An 18548-nucleotide genomic window follows, 5' to 3' on the forward strand; every position below is an offset into this window, starting at 1 on the left:
TGCTAATGTCCGTATACATTAGCACCAGCAGGCCCGTTTCTCACTCGATACGTAGGATGCGCTGCAGCTGCTACAGGGCTGGGGCTGACCGTAAAAGCACAACGGAAAGATTATCTGCCAGCGGTGTAGTCATAACTTGATCGAGCAGGCGTGTTAGACCAGCATTGTCTGTAATCCTGAAGATATCCTTATCGTCCAGCTGGCTCCAGAAGCCATCCGAGCAGACAAGAATGCATTCATTATTGCTCACAGGTTTGCTTTCCCAGTCAGGCAAATACTTTAATCCTTGGCCAGCATGCCGTGTGAGTTTATTGCGATAGGGGTGGAAGCGAATTTTTTCTGCGATACAACGCCCGCTTTCTACCGAAAATTGTGCAATAGAGTGATCTTCCGTACGGAGATTTTCTGCAGGCCAGTAAATTCGCGTATCTCCCAGTGTGGTATATCGATAATTCGCCGCATCCGATACGACAAAGGCTAGGCTGGCTTTACCCGGATAGCAGTCAGTTTGCTGCAATAACCGGACGATCTCATCGCAGATATCATCACAGTCAATCCCGGAATCCTTCAGCAGTGAAAGCTGTTCCGTCAGCCAGTCTACATAGTGTGGTTTTGCTGAACAGCTGGAATAACCATCTGCAAGCATAAAAAACCTGCAACGGCCTGTTTCTACAGCAATATAACGATCAAGCTGCTCTTCCCGTGATCCTTGATTACAGTAGAAAAAATCAGTGCTGAACATTCTGCCACCCGGAGACTATATCCCACGGTAGTGAAGCATAAAACGCACGCAGTCGATCGTAAGCCTGGTTGAAATCCGGGAGCTCTCCCTCTATTTCATCTATAAGACGCTCATATTCTTTCGACGACCGTTCCCGAATGTCAGGATTGTTTAACGTGTCTGGATTCACAGTGCCAGCAGGAAGACGACCTACTGATTTATCCAGTAAAGTGGTCAAAATGGTAAGTTTTTCTTTTTCATCTGGGGTAACGGTTTTCAGAAGCAGATTGAGATCATAAACGTCCTGTCGGCGTGCGCGGTTACGCTCAACCTGCTGGATGACAGAACGGATTTTCTCGGCAACCAGATCTGTAAAACTGTAGGCCTGGATTTCTTCCTCGTCTGTCAGCGTGATGTGATCAACTGCGTGGCTGTTCTCATTGAAGCTATAGTCAATTTTGACCGTATTAGGTGATTGTCCGTTTTTGAAACGGTTCATTTCGGCTTCATAAGTGCGGCGTGCATATCCGATTGTTAGTTTAAAAGAGGGGAATGTGGCGTTTTCGACATCCTTTGGCTGTATTGCAAGTTTCTGCACGCCGCAGATTACCTGGTAAGGCAGTTCGTCAGAAGCAATCTGCAAGGCTTCTTCCAGTTCTTGACGAAAATGAGCTTCATCAATATCGGCATAACGCATGCTGGTCGAAAAATCGATGTCTTCAGTAAACCGCGAACTCTGATAGCGTAGACCTAACAGCATACCGCCTTTCATGATCATACGAGGTTTCAGATATTCACTTGAGGCAATGGCCTGTAGCACGATATGTACTGCCTGACGAAACGTTACACGATCCTTGGGCGCAGCAGCTATCCAGTCTTCAATTGAATATTCCATAGTACTTAATAAAGTCAGTTGTTAATTGAGATACACCATATCTCGGAATATTCATTTTTGTAAGGATTTGACGCTACCAACTTTCTACTTCCTCCACGCTGTACGCTAGCCTTCCAGCTATCAATAGTCCGGTGCGACAAGCTGCATATCTCTTCCAGTACATAGCCGGTTCGTGCCTTATCGATACTGGTTCCTTTTTTATCCACGGTTTTGACAATCACTGGTAAATGTTCTGCCGCATATTCCTGAAAAATGTCCTGTACGTGTGCATATCCGCCACACATATCTGGCTCACGAAGCATATCGAGAAAGGTCTCGCCAATAGTGGTAACTCGTATTCCTCCGGAAGCATGAAGATCAGCCCTGAGTCGGTAATTTCTACGGGTATGCTGATGCAACTCCTTACCGTCAATTTTTTCGTGCGAAGTGAATCCGCGAACCATTAAAGGTTGTTCGTTCTGCAGATCGGGAAACTTTTCCTTCAGTTGCGTCAGCTGCTGATTTCTGGCCGTACTCAGTGGAGCCTGAATAAGGTGAAGGACATGAGGAATACGGTCAGTGATCCCATGCCATTCCATTGCTGAAAGATAGGCAAGATGTGACCACGGAGTAAGGTTGCAGACGATCTGCTGCGCGGTAGCCGCATCCCGGTTACTCAGCTGCCAAACGTAGCCTGAAATAACAGGTGAGAGGATGCCCTGCTCGATGATACCCGCCAGATTATCTGCAAGCACACGGGAATCTGGCTCGGGTGACTGTATTTTCCCAATCCTGCTACCTTCAAATGTTTTGTCACGGTACAACGCATAAAGATAAGCATTGAACTCATGGAGGGCGATGACAGGTTTAGGATGATGGTTTAACAGCGTCAGCCTCATGGCTTCGCGTAAAGAAATTGTTTTGCTCATGATGTATCAGCCAATGTATAAGTCCTGAGGACTTATACATTGGCTATGGTGTATTGTCAATGAATTTTTGAGCATAGTTGTAGATAACTTACTGAATTGAGAAGTCTAAAAAATTAAGCTTGACAACAAGTAGCTGTCACCATAACAATGTCCTTAGGACATTGTTATGGTGACAGTTATTGGTTTTTATTTTAATAGAACAGTAGCAACTCATATCACCTGACATTGATATCAAAATCTCCCGCCGTAAATCAGGTCGTCGCATCAGTGGTTTATTGAGTCTTTCTTGCAGACTTTATCAGGGTGAGAAACAAGGAGTCTGAAGTCCAAACTATGAGCAGCGGTGGGAACGGCAGAAACAAGGAATAGCCAGAGCAAGGAAGGAAAGTATAGGTCGTCAGCCCGATCAGTCCCGGTACGATGCAATCAATGAACTGCTTATTGGCCCAATGGGAGCGAAGCTGCGATTTGCGACATTTTAGCCCTGTCCGCAACCGGACGGTATCGGACAGCCATAATGATACCGTCCGAAACTAAGCAAAATGACTTTCGGACGCACCATCCCATTCGTACACCATTTTCGGACAATTAAGTGTCTCAAACGAAATATGACTAAAATTTAGTTATAACAATGAGTTGTTATAGATGTCGCATTTTTCAGCTTCGCTCCCACTAGGCCATGTGGGATTCCGAATTTTACGGATTCAATTGCACATCCCACTTTTTTCGCAAGCAAACATGGGCTTAGCGGGTTTACAACTAAGCTGTCCCAGCAGTTGTCCGAAGAAAACATACGTGTTACTGGGCTGTACCCACCGGATTTCGAACTTACTGGGTTAGATACAATTGTCGATAATCAATCCAGAATGGGGGAGCATCTGATGAATGGGCGATCGGTCTGCGAAACGATTCGTTTTGTGCTGGCTCAACCTCGTAGTTGCCATATAAGTAGCATCTACTTTCAAGGCCCAACGCGCGAAGACCTGAATGTTAGGGGCTGAATCTGGTGACGTTGAACAGAATAGTCAACGTCCGCTCCTCGCTCAATGCGGACCATCAACGACCGAAGAAGAGAAAAGTAAAGTTTGGCGTGCTTAGTTGACGAATTTTTTACGATAAATTTTACGAAAAGAATCCTGACAATTACTAGGGGCTGTTGATGTTTTAAAGTCATTATTCAATCAACCCACATCGGCAACCAGACAATGATGAATGCGAGTGCCACCATACTGGTATAATTCCGTTCAAGTTTATCGTATTTCGTTGCTATTGCTCGAAAATGCTTAATTCGAGCAATAGCATTCTCGACTAAATGGCGATAACGGTATAAGCACTTATCAATACCCTGGTCTGTTTTTCGACTATTTTTACGATAAGGGAGCACTGGAGTCGCATCCCGTTGTTTAATAAACATCCTGAAACGCTGACTGTCATATCCTTTATCAGCAATAACTGCTTCGGAAGTGGGAGACTTGGAAATAAGGCTTTCTGCGTGAACACTGTCATGAACCTGCCCCCCCGAAAGTTCAAAATGAACGGGCAAGCCTCCGCTGTCTACCGCTAAATGGATCTTGGTTGAACGTCCACCACGACTTTTGCCTATCGCCTCGTCGTTATCTGAAGCAGCTCCAGCACTATGTTGATGAGCCCGAACGATAGTCCCATCAATGAACAACCACTCTGTATCTGCAATCTCAGATAACCCTTTGAAAATAATCTGTAAAATACCTCTCTTTGACCAAGCGTTGAAACGCGAAAAGACCGTATTCCATTTGCCGAATTCTGTGGGTAAATCGCGCCAGGGGATGCTTGTTCTCATCCGATAAATAATGCCTTCCAAGGTCAAACGGTGTTCAGGTTTATCATAAATCCAACCGGTGTGTTGCATGAATGCGGATAGCTTATTCCAGTAGAGATCTGTTAACATTGTTCTCGGCATGATGGTGAGGTCTGGTTGTTTTTTGGCGAAAGTAATTATATCAAATCATCATGCTGTCTAATAATCCCCCGAAAAACATCAACAACCCCTAACTATTTAATAAATAATGGTTTATCATCTTTGTGATGCCTAAGAGGTGGTTATAACCTTTTTAAGTGCGCCGTTTTGCTTTGTAAATCAAGTGGTTAATTCGAGTTGTTGAGTTAATCATAGGCTGTTGGAGTGCCTATTGCAAGCCTGACTTATCCTTATCCAGTAATGGGTTTGAACCTCGAAAGAGGGAGGGGAGTGTAGCATGTCAGGAAAAGGCTGGTTGCGGGGAAATAACCTACTTTGCGTTAAGCAGCCTTTAACTCTTCCACGATTAGCATGCCAGCAAGCGTGGCATGCTAGGCGAGAGGGCGATCCGGCATTGCTGGTTGTGTGGGGCCATACTGACGTGTAGCTAATCAACCTGAACTTCACTAAAGAAGGAAATTAAAGTACCTGAGGCGCGATCAACGTTTTTGTCAAAGAACATTCAAGACATTGCAGTCTGCTCGATTTTTTGCTTAATATTCCTTCAGTATAAAAAAAAGTATGTTACCATTCGCCAATGAAGAGAAAAAATACACCAACGCCCCATGATGCTGTTTTTAAACAGTTTTTAAGTCATGTTGATACTGCCAGAGACTTCCTGGAGATACATTTGCCTGCTAAATTACGGGCCGTTTGTGATCTGGATACACTGCGGTTGGAATCAGGGTCGTTTATTGAAGACAATCTGCGTGCGCATTATTCCGACATTTTATATTCATTGAAAACGGCACGGGGTGACGGTTATGTGTATTGCGTGATAGAGCACCAAAGTTCCCCGGACAAGATGATCGCATTTCGATTGATGCGTTATGGGATTTCAGCAATGCAACGGCATCTGGAACAGGGACATGAAAAATTGCCGCTGGTCATTCCGGTGTTGTTCTATCACGGGAAAATACAGCCGTATCCCTGGAGTACCAATTGGCTCGACAGCTTCGATGATCCGGCCCTGGCGAAGGAGATCTATTCCGGTCCCTTCCCGCTGGTCGATGTGACGGTCATTCCTGATGATGAGATCCTGACGCACAAACGGGTCGCGCTACTGGAAATGGTGCAAAAGCATATCCGGCAGCGAGATATGGCGGAGCTGCTGCAAGAGTTGGTCATACTGCTGACGTATGATTACTATACAGATGAACAGTTAAAAAGCGTGCTAAACTACTTATTACAGGCGGGAGATACCGCCGATCCAGAGGGTTTTATCCGGCGACTGGCAGAACAGTCCCCAAGGTATGAGGAGGTACTGATGACAATAGCACAAAGATTGGAACATAAAGCCCGTCAGGAAGGGCGTCAGGAAGGATTGCAGGAAGGCGAAAAACGGGGGGTTCTGAAAGTCGCGTGGGCGATGATGGACATGGGTATCGACCGTGAAACGATAATGAAAACGACTGGGTTGAGCCAGAACGAGCTTGAGCAAATACGCCACTAAACCCGTGCTGAGAGTTCTTAATCAGCATTCAACGATCCGTGTTAAAGGTAATGCTCCGTTCTAGATCCTGGACGCGAAGCACGATGTGATCAATGTGTTTTACAGTAAATGGTCTCATGGGTGCCCTCTTGATGTGGGTTTCCTTTTAGCCAGCAAGGTAAGACGATTCTGGCTTCAACTATGAAAAGCAGTGCTTATCGAATCGTTAGGATGTCGATAGGCACTAAGTTTGATACTCAGGTGAGTTGGATGAAACGCCCCCTGGCTACTTCACTTTGTCGAGTAGTTTCGGTGTATTGCCCGAGAAGTCAATCCAAGGATTGGTGTTAAGCCATTGCGCGTGAAGGACGCTGGGCTCTTTCTCAAGGAATGTGAGTGGAGATTTAACACACCATATGTAAAAGACAAATTTAATATTATAAAACAGATAGTTAAATGGAAAATATAATCTTTATCTAGGACAGCCCCAACATATTAATGGATTCGTATGTGATTTATTTATTATCAGAACAAATTCCCTGCAATACCTTGGCATGATACGCGATATGCTCGCCAATAAAACTGGCGACAAAATAATAGCTATGATCATAACCGATGCGCAGGTTCAGTGTATAGGAATGCCCAGCGTTTTCGCATACATCTTTCAGCAGTTCAGGACGTAGCTGCCCTTCAAGAAACGGGTCATCAGCCCCGATATCAATTAACACATGCAATGGCTCGGCGCTATTAGCCAGCAGCTCAACTGTATCATAGGCTTTCCATGTGTCAGGATCTTTGCCCAAATAAGCGCGAAAAGCTTTTTCTCCCCAAGGAACTTGAGAGGGAGCAACAAGTGGTGAAAAGGCTGATACGCTGCGGTAACGATCTGGATTGCGTAGTGCGATCGTCAGTGCGCCATGACCACCCATAGAGTGACCACTAATGGCCCGGGCGGCTGTTACCGGGAAGTGTGCTTCGATCAGTGCCGGTAGCTCTGACACCACATAATCGTACATATGATAGTGCTGTACCCAAGGCTCCTGTGTTGCGTTGAGGTAAAAACCGGCCCCCTGACCCAAATCATAAGCGTTGTCATCTGCAACGTTCTCTCCTCGAGGGCTGGTATCTGGGGCGACAAGGATAATGCCCTGTTCGGCAGCGTAACGTTGAGCCCCCGCTTTAGTGATGAAATTCTGTTCATTGCATGTTAGACCTGAGAGCCAGTACAGCACCGGTAATTTCTGATGTTCAGCCTGAGGAGGAAGGTAGACAGCAAAATTCATGGTGCAGCCAAGTACGGCCGATTCGTGCTGATAAACATCCTGCCATCCTCCAAAACAAGCGTGGCGTTCAATCCTTTCCATTCTTTTTCCTCTCTGTAAAACCTATGGATTCACTCATTTCACGGTGAACCCGGCCAGCGTTTCCTGTGTTGTTAAAAACCGTCTGTCACAGCACGGTTTTAACTCCCGCAAAACAGCTTAGTAATGGATGACCGTGCGAATGGATTTTCCCTCATGCATCAGTTCGAATGCTTCATTGATGCGCTCAAGCGGTAAGGTGTGAGTAACAAAAGGTTTTAATTCAATTTTACCTCCCATTGCCTCTTCCACCATGTTAGGCAACTGACTGCGGCCTTTAACACCACCAAAGGCGGTGCCTCGCCATGAACGGCCAGTGACCAGTTGAAATGGTCGGGTTGAGATTTCCTTTCCTGCACCCGCCACACCAATAATCACTGATTGCCCCCAGCCACGGTGTGCACTTTCAAGCGCGGCACGCATCACATTGATATTACCAATACATTCGAAAGTATGATCCACTCCCCATTCTGTCATCTCGATAATGACCTGTTGAATAGGTTTGTCGTAATCATTCGGGTTCAGGCAGTCGGTTGCTCCGAACTGTCTGGCCAGCTCAAATTTTGCTGGATTTGTATCAATGGCAATGATCCTACCCGCTTTTGCCTGACGAGCTCCCTGGAGCACGGCAAGACCAATGCCGCCGAGTCCAAAGACGGCGACAGAATCACCAGGTTGCACTTTCGCGGTATTGTGCACTGCACCAATGCCAGTTGTGACACCGCAGCCCAGCAAACACACCTCTTCATGGTTTGCTGCCGGGTTGATTTTTGCCAGAGATACTTCGGCCACCACTGTGTATTCGCTGAATGTGGAGCATCCCATATAATGGTAAATAGGCTGTCCTTTGTAGGAAAAACGGGTTGTGCCATCCGGCATGATACCTTTCCCCTGAGTTGCCCGCACGGCCACACATAGGTTGGTTTTTCCTGATTTGCAGAACAGGCACTCTCGGCATTCTGCGGTATAGAGAGGGATAACGTGGTCACCGGGTTTGACGCTGGTGACGCCGTCGCCAACTTCAACGACGACACCTGCGCCTTCATGCCCGAGTACGGCAGGAAAAATGCCCTCTGGATCATCCCCTGACAGGGTGAAAGCATCTGTATGACACACACCGGTATGGCTGATTTTGACCAGTACTTCACCGGCTTGGGGTGGGGCAACATCGATTTCAACGATTTCAAGGGGACGGCCCGGCCCGAATGCAACAGCGGCTCGTGATTTCATATTTCTCCTTAATGCATAACCGCTCTAGGATTTACCGTAGGCAGGAAAAGTAAATATTTAGCCTATAAGGCCCTGCTTTTGCAGGGCCTATATGTATTACTGTATAACATCGATTAAGCCAAGATCATTATTTAATGTTGTACCACTGATCATATAGTTGGCAATCGCTTGACTTCCTTTTTTGTATGAAAAAACTTGATGAGCTTCATTATCACGCCCCCATACTACAAACACATGCATATAAACCATCGCTCCATCAGGAACCCCAAGATCGCCTGGATCAATAGTCTTTGTTACGCCAAGAGTAATATCATCACCTTGCTGACTTAAAAATTTTTCACCATTGTCATCAATATAACTAAATTGGATTCTAGCAACAAATCCGCCTGAGTTTTTAAGGCTCATTTGTCCAATTTTTTGATATTCCATAATAATTTCCTCTTAAGAAAAATACTAATGATATTTAAATATGCAACTACACAAATCGCCCAAGATTTTATAAATAAAAATAAACCCTAGTGGGTGAAAATAAATAACATCTTAAAACAACCAGGGCAAATAAATATTATGTGTGTTTTTGGAGTGACAGAGTTATCATGATAAGCATCAAGAATATATGGTTTGTTTATTTTTATTTTTTGAGATATTTAATATAGTTACTGTTTTTTCTTTGAAATATAATTCGGTGAGATATCTGTTTTTTATTATATAATAACGATTTTATTGTTTTTATATTGTTTTTATAATTATCATATATTGTTTTTATTGAGAATGATTTCAATTTGCAATGTTTTTTTGTTGAGTGATTAAAATTAAAAACTTAATCCAGAAATAAATGTCTTTTTCTTGGGTGATTTCCTAATGATTCGTTATTTTCAAACATAATATCATAGCGGAAAGAATATGGAAGATTTAATTAAAATAAAAATTTTTATATTGTTAATGTCTGTTATCCTATTATAATGATTTTATTAAAGCTATTATTTTACGCAATTAGGATTTATTCTTATTATCCATAATTTCTTTAAGTGCAATAAAGTGCTCGATTAATATATTCTTTTCATTAGGTTTAACTGAAATAGCAATTGATTGTGGTAAAACTGGAAACTGACCATTGATACAATGCTGTGGGGCAACTGTTCTGATAACGGTTTCTTCAGAATTGTGTGCAAATAGAATAAATAGCATCTTTACCGGAGACATTCCTAAAGCCATATTTTCATTAACTTGATGTATATTAAGTAAATACTTTCTTGTTAATTCATTAATATCATATTCTTTTATTGTTTTTGCATCTTTATATTTTGCATCAAGTATTATAATTAGTGGATTTTTCCAACTTTTTGAGCTTACTTTCACGATAAAATCAGGGCGAAAATGGTGTTTTCCATATTTATTAGAGTCATTGCTGTTACTCGTATTAACAATGTCCCCTTTTTTACTGTGGGCGCTTAAAGGGAAAATTTTTGCTTCATAAAATAATTCAATGTCATAGTTTTCATTTTTAAATAAGAAGTAATTATTAATTTCATTTATTGGTCTTTCTTCTTTTACTCCACCGAAAGGTAATTCTTCCGAATGCAGTCTGTAATTCTGTTCAATAAGTTGAACTTTATAACTTTCTTGAATAATCTCATGTAATAAAATCAATACGGTAGTTTCATAAATTATTGAGAGGTTTTTTAATCCCGAAAAAAGTTCTTTGCCAATGAAAGAAGGTGTTGGCGCATGGTGATATTGTTCAATAAGATAAAAGGTTTTTCTGTAATGATTATGTTTGGCAACATAAGGTGTGACTTTAGGAACAATATTTATTGGCGCTGTTGAGGGTATCTTTTTATTAAACAATAATCTTGTTTTTTCTAAAGTGCCAATTAAATTTTCAATTTTTTTAACTTTATTTCTTAAGGTTAAATCTGCATATTTTGACATTGTATGGTTAAATTGGATAAATTCATTTTTTTCTAAAGATTGGCTTTTATCTTTAGGGTAACTCAGTGATTCTTTATGCATCATCAGGAAGACATTAGCTTGTTTTAGAAAAGCGTGGATGACTTTGTTTTCGTAAATATCTGTATTCTCTTTTAGTGTTTCTTTAGGCAGTTCATTGAAAGAATATCCTCTGTTATTATAGAAAATTTTGGCGTCTTCATTATTAGCAGGAGATAATTGGTCAAGATTGTATAATACCCACATAATTGAATCTGGACCGGTTGGCTGCCCTTGTTTTGATAGAGTTAGTTTTGTTTCTAAAACGTGTCTATGTTCTATAATAAATAATGGAAAATGTTGAGTCAAATAATTAACTGTTTCTTTTATTATTTCGAATTTATTGAAGTTAAAAATGTTATCTTCATCAAATGATGCAATTTTCCTGCTTTTTGAAAAACAAATGGAAACAATATCTTCTAAGTTTTCGGTTAAATATTCTAGCATAATGTTTGCTAAGGCGGCGTTTTCTCGTCTTGCCAGAATATCAAAGGTAACACTATATATAGGACCATGTTGATCGCCTAAATATAGAGAAACTTGGCTTTCTCCAAAAAAATTATAAAAATATCTTGAACGATGTGAATTTAGTGGTTCTATTGATGTATATATTTTTTCGCTATTTTCATAGTGAGAAAAAATTAATTCCAGAGATGTATCTTCTATGATTATGATAGGAGTGCCATTTTTTTTAACATCATCTTCCGATAAAGAAACTCGAAACAGAATATGATCTAATTCTGTAATTTGATATTTGTTGTTTATTCTGAGATCAACAACGTCTTCATTAGAAATTGAATTGATAAACATTTCCCAGCGGATCATATATTGGCCCCATAACAGAACATATTTTGGTTTCCGGTGTTAATAATTTTTTTCAGCAGTTTATGTGAGCGTTCCATTTCGTCAGGTAAATTATCTAATAGAGTACTTAATCGATTGCCAAAATTCTGTCCATAGCCGTTTAAGAGAGGTAATATATGTTGAGCTACAGCGTAATCTAATGCTTTGTATTTACTTTCGATATACATCATTGGGCCCGCTACATTATGGTATGAGCGAATAGCTTTTATTTTTCGATATGAAACAATAACGGGAGTTCCGAATTCTGGGTTATCATCGCGTAAAGTTTCGATTATTAATTGCAGAATTCTATCGATATCTGGTGTCATTTCTAAAGATCTTGGAAGGAAAATATCAATGAATTTATTTCCAGTAATGGGGGAAATGTTTAAATCTTTATGGGTATTTGATTTTACTACACTCAAATCATAGTCTTGTTCAAAATCATCAAAATTGATTATCGCAGCCCTGTCTAACAATCTGGGAGTAAGGGATTGAACAGATTCGTCTTGATTGATAGTGCCTAAAAAACGTAAATAGGTGGGTACCTGGAAATGTTGTTCCTCTGGATTGCCAGTTAAAATTATTCGCTTGGACTCAGGATCGGCCATTTCAAGGAACGGGCTGAAGTAGTGTTCCGGTTGTGAAAGGTTAAATTCATCAAGTAAAATAATAGCGGGAGCGGCTGATTCAATTTTCTCTTTCATTTCGTAATGAAGATGTCTAATTAAATCAAACAACCCAGTAGCGGAAGGTATAAAGGATTGGGATAAAGCATTATAGAAACCTAATACATCTCTTGATGAAGTCCAACCTCGCGCAATAGGGATATTTAATAAGCGATTTTGTAGCCCCAGACTGGCTGCGAGTATTTTTGCCAGCGATGTTTTCCCCGTTCCAGGTAATCCGCTAAATAATGTAAACTGACATTGTGCTATCGTTGTCAGAATATTCGCAACGGTATAATAATCTGTTTTACGACCTCGATTATTTAAAGCATCAAGGACGCTATTGATTAGATTTTCACGGGTATCTTCATCACTTTCAGTTGCTGGAATTTCCCTTGTTATGACATTATAATCCAATGAGCTCAATACTGCTTTTGGTTTTAAACCACATAAAGCATCCACATCGGGTTTAAGCTGAACTAATCTGCTGGTTAATATTTCATTACTTTCTCTCAGTTTTTTCGCAACATCTTCAACCTGCTCTTCCATTTGCCTTTTTCTGTCTCTATATCTGTCGCGTTCACGTTCCAGATCATCTATTTCATTTTTTAAGTCTTCGATTTTTTTAAAACGACTATGTTTTTCTTCTAAAACTTTTACTTCTGCGGTTAAAGTATCTAATTCTTTACGCTGGGAAGATAGTTTCTGTTCAATCTTATTTTTTTCTTCTGCCGTAATGGTGATTGTTGATATCTGCCCGCCATTGAATTGAAACAGCTCTCTTGCTCGCAGCATTTTGCGGATATCAGCTTCTACTTGTTCTTTTTTATTGACTAATTCATTAAATGCTTGCTGCTGATTTAATTTATCTTCTTGTAATTTCTTTAAAAAAGATTGTTTCTCTTCCCGAAAATATTCTTCTTTATTTTCGTCGATATATTTTTTTAAAATTTTTCTTCCTCTATCAATTGAAAGAAAACTATCCATCAAATCTTTCCTGGTATTATCCCAACTTTCTGCCATTTCTAAACTTTGAAATAGCCTATTAAATCTTTCAGGGAAAGTTCTGAATTCTTGTGAGGACGTGTAGCATTTACGAATTTGTGCTATTGTTCCTTTGTTGAAGCTTCTTATTTCAGAATTTTGTGCAATTCTATTTCCATAGGTTGAAATGATTTGATCGTTAGTTATATAATCAATGGTGTCATCTATGTTTTCAAATATTCTTTTTATATTGCATAAGAAAGTCATATGTGAGTAATTACTTTGTGATAAATATGCGATACATTTCTGGATGCCTATTTTTCCAATATGAAATTGCTGGATTTTATTTAATGGAGTACTTATGGATTTTAGATTTAAAATATATTGATTTGTTGCTGGGTCTATTTCATCAGCATAATCGAAAGGCCCATAGATATAGCTGTTATCTTGGATTAAGATTGTTTTTGTTAAGGGTTTTTCTGTTAAAACAATAACGGCTTCGTTAACATCAGGAAATGGAAGATCGTAAACTTGGCAGGCTAAAAGCCCTTTGATGTCTTCGCAAAAGTTTGCTTTGGTGATATATTGGCAGTTCCCCTCTTTTTTTTCAAAGTTTGTTGGAACACAGGTTGCTGCAAAAAGTGAGGAGCTGTACTTTTCACGTAATTCGCTATACCCTGAAGTAACGAAAACCTGTTCAGTTTCACAAAATAAACTTTCTTTATTAATCGGTACAATTTCACCATTACTCAAAATCTCAAAATATACTCTGAGCTTCCCTAGTTGATCTTCTTTTTCGTAGGAATATCCTTTCTCTATAGTGCATAGTACTTTTCTTTCGTTTGTTTGCATCTTGTCTCTCGTGGCTTAAGTAGTGTCTGAAAATGAATCATAACATATCGTAAAATATATTCACCTATGATTTAATTTAGCCAAAGTTGGTTTATAGAGTTCTTAGTTTTTCTATTATTGAAAATATCTAACTACAATCGATAAAATGAATGACTATATTATCCATTGAAGTATAAAACGGATTAACTAAGTATTCATTTTATAAGTGAGTGCCGATGTATTTTAGGACTGGAAATATTCCTCAATCACTGCACAGATTATTACTTGTCATAATTCCGCCATCTGGTGAGGTATAGCCGAGGCAACCGAGAATGGTGTCATATAGTTCAACATGGCGATAGGCATTACCTGTTTTGGCCTGTGTTCTGAGGTTTTCAAAAGCCTGAGTATTATTTTGGGCATCCAGGAATTTATCTGATGCCCAAACTATCAATGGCACACGGAATTGTTCCGGTGGAGCTATATGCCGTGGTGTGCCGTGTAGATGGGTATCATCGCTGATCGATTCGCCGTGGTCTGAGGTGTAAAATACCAGCGCTTTTTTATTCCGTACTTGGTCGATGACGTTTTTGATAAAGTAATCGGTGTATAAGATGCTGTTATCAAATGCGTTGATGAGCTGTGCTTTGCTACAGTTATCATCGACGTTCACGCATTCCGGCTGATATTTAGCAAAGTTGCGCGGATAGCGTTGTGAATAGAGATAGTGAGAGCCTTTAGTATGCAAGATGACCAGATGTTTGCCGCTTGGATGATGTTCCAGTGATTCTTTTAATTCATTAATTAACATCATATCGTCAACAGGCTTGCCAGCGTTGCGGTTCTCAGAGGCGATCAGTTCGCGAAAAGAAAAATTGTCCACTTCGGTCTTGTTATAAAACCAGACTTCACTTTGCATTGAGAAAAGTTCTGAGCTGAACCCCAATTTATGCATAACTGAGAATATGTTTTGCTCTTTCAGTGTGCGCTGGTCGTTATTTTTGGTGCCGCCTTCGCGTACAAACATACAGCGCAGGGAAAGTTTGGTGGCGGTGTCGCAGGATTCACCACGGAATGCAACCAGATTTGGTTCTTTGCTCAGAAGTGGGGTTGTATCGCGTTCATATCCCAATATTCCCATATGATCCCAACGCGCAGTTTCACCAATGATAAATATCATGTAGGTATCATTAATGCCTTGTGGAGCGATGTAAGTGAACTTTTGTGTCGGATCAAACAGTTCATTCTGATTCAGATATTCATCTGTCGCAGTAGTGATATATAGCCCCAGTGCAGTCAGCCAGTTAGAAGGTAAGTAAGAGTGTGCAACCACACCGCCATAGCTTGGCATATCGACATTATTGAGCACGTCGTTAGCTTTTTGCTGAGTGTTCATCCAATCCAGCGGAACCCATACTAGTAATGCAGCTATCAGCATGACTGCCAGTGATTTTATTCGCTGGCCGGGCATTCGCAGTTGTTCAAGCAGAGTATTGTGTAAATGACTCGACCAGATAAGTAGTAATGGCAATATATTGAGTAAAATTAGCCAGATGATAAAGTTGTAACCCACAACTTCAACGGATAAATCAATATCTGTAGTCAAAACTGAAGCAATAATGCCGTAACCAATAACGACATTAAAGAAGGTCATGTAATAGCTGGCGGCAACCGAGAATAGAACTAATAAGCTGGCAGTAATGCGGTAGAACCAGCGTCCGCCTAAGGAAAGAAGACGTAACAGAAAAAAGGTGAATAGAACAATGGCGAGAGCTTTAATACTACCGGTAATCAACTTAGAAGTGTGAATACCAACATGAGTCTCTTCAAAATGACGATAAAAAACTGATAGATTGAGAAAAATACCGATATAGATCGCCAGTAATAGCGCTTGTATAGGATGTGGCAGAGATTTTATTTTTTTCATTAGCTTAGGAACCTTAGTAAACTTAATTTGAGAAATGAGGCAAACGGGTAGATCATTCATTACTTAACGAATATTTGTGGTTATTTACAATTCTGGCTCCTTCATTTTTTCCACGATTCCATTACCCGTACATTTGTTCATAAAGTGTGTCTTTAATTTCTGTGCTTATTTTTTGCAGATTGTTCTGACAAACGACAGTAAAAGCTATTAGTATTGAGACAATGATCACTCGGATTGATAACTATTTTCAGGGAAATATCAATGTTACATGTACTGACATGGGCCGATCTGTTTATTTGTATTTTTGCAGTTTTTTTTGCTTATCTGGTTTTTGGCATGGCTGGGTTTGGTTCTGCACTTATTGCTAGCCCGATTCTGGCGTTTTATATCCCTGTAGTGAAAATTGTTCCTCTACTTGCGTTGATAGATTTAACCGCCGCAGTGATTAATGTTGCCAGAGATGGCAAAAGAGCCGAGTTTAGTGAGCTCAGGCTAATTGTTCCGTTAATGATTATTGGTAGTTTGATGGGTGCCGCCATTTTATTGATGGCCCGACCCGATGTTTTGGTCTTGGTGTTAGGATTGTTTGTTGTTTTCTATTCACTTTATTCATTATTTTCTGGTAAAGCCTATCGTCAATTCCCGGTTAAAGCGGCGATTCCGTTTGGTTTGGCGGGCGGTGTTTTCAGCGCATTATTTGGTAGTGGTGGTTTTCTGTATGCCATCTATTTGGCTGGGCGGATACCCGATAAGGAAGCTTTCCGGATTACTCAGACGACTTTAATTGGCTTCAGTACTCTGACAAGAGTGATTATTTTTATTGTCCTGGGTATTTATCTGGATAGTTCATTCTTGTTATTAATACTGGCATTTATCCCAGCCATGTTATTGGGCGTTTATTTAGGCCGACAGGTGACACTGAAAATCTCCAGAGAAACATTCCTGAAATTTATCAATATCATTGTGCTGGTTTCGGGGTTGATGCTGATATGTCGTTATATATTTACTCTTTAAAATAGTAACTATTAAAAATTTATTTATTTCGTATAATACCATTAACTTGTTATTTTCGATTCATTTCGCATTTATTTTCTCTGTTTTTTGCTGGAGGGGTGGGCATAAATAAATGAATAGCCGTCATTACAGGAATAGCCGTTTCTTCGCTATTTTTGCTATTACCAGTAGTATCGCTGTCATTGGTATTGTGATTGGTTTGACTATCCCAATGGTAGCGTTGCGCCTGAATAGCCAGGGCATTGATGAGCTGTACATTGGTTTAATTTCTGCGGCTCCGGCATTGGGTGTTTTGTTGAGTGCCCCGGTAGTCCAGAAAATTGTGGTCTTGATAGGTAAGAAACACGCTATGCTGATTGCGACCGTGGTTTCAGCTGTCAGTTTGCTTCCTCTGCTGAGTTCGTTACCGATGACGTTACTTTTTCCTTTGCGGCTAATCACTGGTGCTGCTAGCGGGTTAATGATCTGCCTGGGGGAAACCTGGATTAATGAACTTGCTGAAGAGAATATACGGGGCAGAATACTGGCTGTTTATACGACGACTTTTACTGTCAGCCAGTTGCTTGGTCCTTCTATTATCGCTTTGTATGGTGTAGCAGATAAGACACCGATATTGATTTGTACTCTGATCCATCTCATCTCTGTGGTGCTTTTTTTAATGATAGATCAGAAGCAGGGGGATAAGTTGCCGAAACATAGCAAAGGATCCAGTTTCTCTATTGTTCAGTTTGTGAAGGTTGCACCGGCGATCTGTGGTGGGGTGCTGTTTTTTTCTTTTTTCGATGGCACTATTCTTTCTATGTTACCCATCTACGGAATGAGTTGTGGGTATACCGAAGCGGTAGCGGCGCTGATGATAAGTGCTATTCTGGCTGGTGATGCATTGATGCAAATCCCATTCGGTTGGCTGGCAGATCATATGAATCGTATGCGTCTGTACCGAATTTGTGGTGCGGCAACGCTCGGAGCAAGTGTTTTACTGCCGTTCACTATGACACATCATTATTTTGTCTGGCCTTTGCTGATTGTGTTGGGTGCGACTGCCGGGGCTATTTACACCATTGCATTGGTACAGATTGGTCAGTATTTTTCAGGAAATGACTTGATAGTCGCTAATGCTTCTGCGGCTATGTTATGGGGAATCGGGAGTTTGTTAGGGCCATTGCTTGCAGGTGTGGTGAGTTCAGTGGCGCCGTCTGGTCTGCCTGTTCTACTCGTGATTATTGCAGCGCTATTTTTGGTTTCGACAATGGATCGGTTTAATTCATAGAGTGAGAGCGGTTGAGGTGTTCAGCTGGATAGTTTTAGCGTAAGTTTTATCGCCATTTTGATTTGTCGGTTATCTAACTCATTGAGTTTATTTCTTAATATCCGTAACGCATCAGATGGGGAGGTATCTGGAATTTTTTTATATCATCTATCAGTTTGGTTTTGGTGCTCATGGTTTACCTCCTGTTGGTGGCTTTATCAGCAATTATGTTTTTATTAAGTTTTTCACGAGAAAAACGTGACAATTAACAGGCAGATTTTTTGTGCCAAAATAATACTGTTAACTCTTGATTCCTACACCATGATCACTGGATAATCTTTCGCCTCAAATTCGCTCACCGTTTTTTATTCTGAAAGCCAAACGATTGCTTTTATGGTTTGTTAAACCGATTGGTGCAATATTTATTATTGTTATTAAGCAAGGTAATCGTTTTCGTTTGGCAGGAAGCGGAGAAATACATGAATATAATGCAGGGGAAC

Annotated in this window: 14 protein-coding genes and 2 pseudogenes; 6 read left to right on the forward strand and 10 right to left on the reverse strand. The window is 40.6% G+C overall.

What is annotated here, in order from left to right; translation table 11 throughout:
- Positions 1-70 precede the first annotated feature (70 nt).
- The 3 genes from ACUN2T_RS02815 to ACUN2T_RS02825 are packed head-to-tail and all read right to left on the reverse strand — an operon-like array spanning position 71 to position 2524.
- Entirely contained in the window at positions 71-742 is a 672-nt protein-coding gene (locus tag ACUN2T_RS02815; protein WP_445496143.1) for a PP2C family protein-serine/threonine phosphatase, read from the reverse strand.
- The gene (locus ACUN2T_RS02820) at positions 729-1616 is read right to left on the reverse strand and encodes a nucleotidyl transferase AbiEii/AbiGii toxin family protein (protein ID WP_445496144.1); all 888 of its coding nucleotides are present in this window, start codon (positions 1614-1616) and stop codon (positions 729-731) included. Before ACUN2T_RS02820 ends, ACUN2T_RS02815 begins: the two co-directional genes overlap by 14 nt.
- A 14-nt stretch (positions 1617-1630) precedes the next feature.
- Positions 1631-2524, reverse strand: coding sequence for a type IV toxin-antitoxin system AbiEi family antitoxin domain-containing protein (locus ACUN2T_RS02825; protein WP_445496145.1), 894 nt, complete (start codon positions 2522-2524; stop codon positions 1631-1633).
- A gap of 680 nt (positions 2525-3204) precedes the next feature.
- On the opposite strand from ACUN2T_RS02825, the pseudogene ACUN2T_RS02830 reads away from it, so the two are divergent.
- Positions 3205-3525, forward strand: a pseudogene (locus ACUN2T_RS02830) (deoxygluconate dehydrogenase); the annotation flags it as partial.
- A gap of 176 nt (positions 3526-3701) precedes the next feature.
- Here the strand turns inward: ACUN2T_RS02830 and ACUN2T_RS02835 are convergent.
- On the reverse strand, positions 3702-4463 hold the full coding sequence (locus ACUN2T_RS02835) for an IS5 family transposase (protein ID WP_445496146.1): 762 nt from the start codon (positions 4461-4463) through the stop codon (positions 3702-3704).
- 295 nt (positions 4464-4758) lie between these two features.
- Here ACUN2T_RS02835 and ACUN2T_RS02840 point away from each other — a divergent pair, with 295 nt between their 5' ends.
- The 3 genes and pseudogenes from ACUN2T_RS02840 to ACUN2T_RS02850 all read left to right on the forward strand — a co-directional run.
- Positions 4759-4908, forward strand: coding sequence for a hypothetical protein (locus ACUN2T_RS02840; protein WP_445496147.1), 150 nt, complete (start codon positions 4759-4761; stop codon positions 4906-4908).
- Between the two features lie 150 nt (positions 4909-5058).
- Entirely contained in the window at positions 5059-5973 is a 915-nt protein-coding gene (locus tag ACUN2T_RS02845; RefSeq protein ID WP_445496148.1) for an Rpn family recombination-promoting nuclease/putative transposase, read from the forward strand.
- Positions 5974-6331: 358 nt separating this feature from the next.
- A pseudogene (locus ACUN2T_RS02850) lies at positions 6332-6421 on the forward strand (IS1595 family transposase); the annotation flags it as partial.
- A gap of 46 nt (positions 6422-6467) precedes the next feature.
- Here the strand turns inward: ACUN2T_RS02850 and fghA are convergent.
- From fghA to eptB, 6 genes are all read right to left on the reverse strand, one after another.
- Complete coding sequence (fghA, locus tag ACUN2T_RS02855; protein ID WP_445496149.1) at positions 6468-7316, reverse strand: S-formylglutathione hydrolase; 849 nt, start codon at positions 7314-7316, stop codon at positions 6468-6470.
- A gap of 117 nt (positions 7317-7433) precedes the next feature.
- Positions 7434-8543: an S-(hydroxymethyl)glutathione dehydrogenase/class III alcohol dehydrogenase gene (locus ACUN2T_RS02860; RefSeq protein ID WP_445496150.1), complete on the reverse strand. Its 1110-nt coding sequence runs from the start codon at positions 8541-8543 to the stop codon at positions 7434-7436.
- Between the two features lie 96 nt (positions 8544-8639).
- Entirely contained in the window at positions 8640-8972 is a 333-nt protein-coding gene (locus ACUN2T_RS02865) for a hypothetical protein (protein WP_445496151.1), read from the reverse strand.
- A 564-nt stretch (positions 8973-9536) separates the two neighbouring features.
- A complete protein-coding gene (locus tag ACUN2T_RS02870; RefSeq protein WP_445496152.1) occupies positions 9537-11357 on the reverse strand; it encodes a hypothetical protein in 1821 nt (606 codons plus the stop codon).
- Positions 11354-13879: an AAA family ATPase gene (locus ACUN2T_RS02875; RefSeq protein WP_445496153.1), complete on the reverse strand. Its 2526-nt coding sequence runs from the start codon at positions 13877-13879 to the stop codon at positions 11354-11356. The genes ACUN2T_RS02870 and ACUN2T_RS02875 overlap by 4 nt, the downstream gene beginning before the upstream one ends.
- Before the next feature lie 241 nt (positions 13880-14120).
- The gene (gene eptB, locus ACUN2T_RS02880; RefSeq protein ID WP_445496154.1) at positions 14121-15785 is read right to left on the reverse strand and encodes a kdo(2)-lipid A phosphoethanolamine 7''-transferase; all 1665 of its coding nucleotides are present in this window, start codon (positions 15783-15785) and stop codon (positions 14121-14123) included.
- A gap of 261 nt (positions 15786-16046) precedes the next feature.
- Here eptB and ACUN2T_RS02885 point away from each other — a divergent pair, with 261 nt between their 5' ends.
- The gene (locus ACUN2T_RS02885) at positions 16047-16799 is read left to right on the forward strand and encodes a sulfite exporter TauE/SafE family protein (RefSeq protein ID WP_445496156.1); all 753 of its coding nucleotides are present in this window, start codon (positions 16047-16049) and stop codon (positions 16797-16799) included.
- Between the two features lie 112 nt (positions 16800-16911).
- Positions 16912-18069, forward strand: coding sequence for an MFS transporter (locus ACUN2T_RS02890; protein ID WP_445496157.1), 1158 nt, complete (start codon positions 16912-16914; stop codon positions 18067-18069).
- Positions 18070-18548 lie beyond the last annotated feature (479 nt).

Source organism: Photorhabdus machadonis (assembly GCF_052657765.1).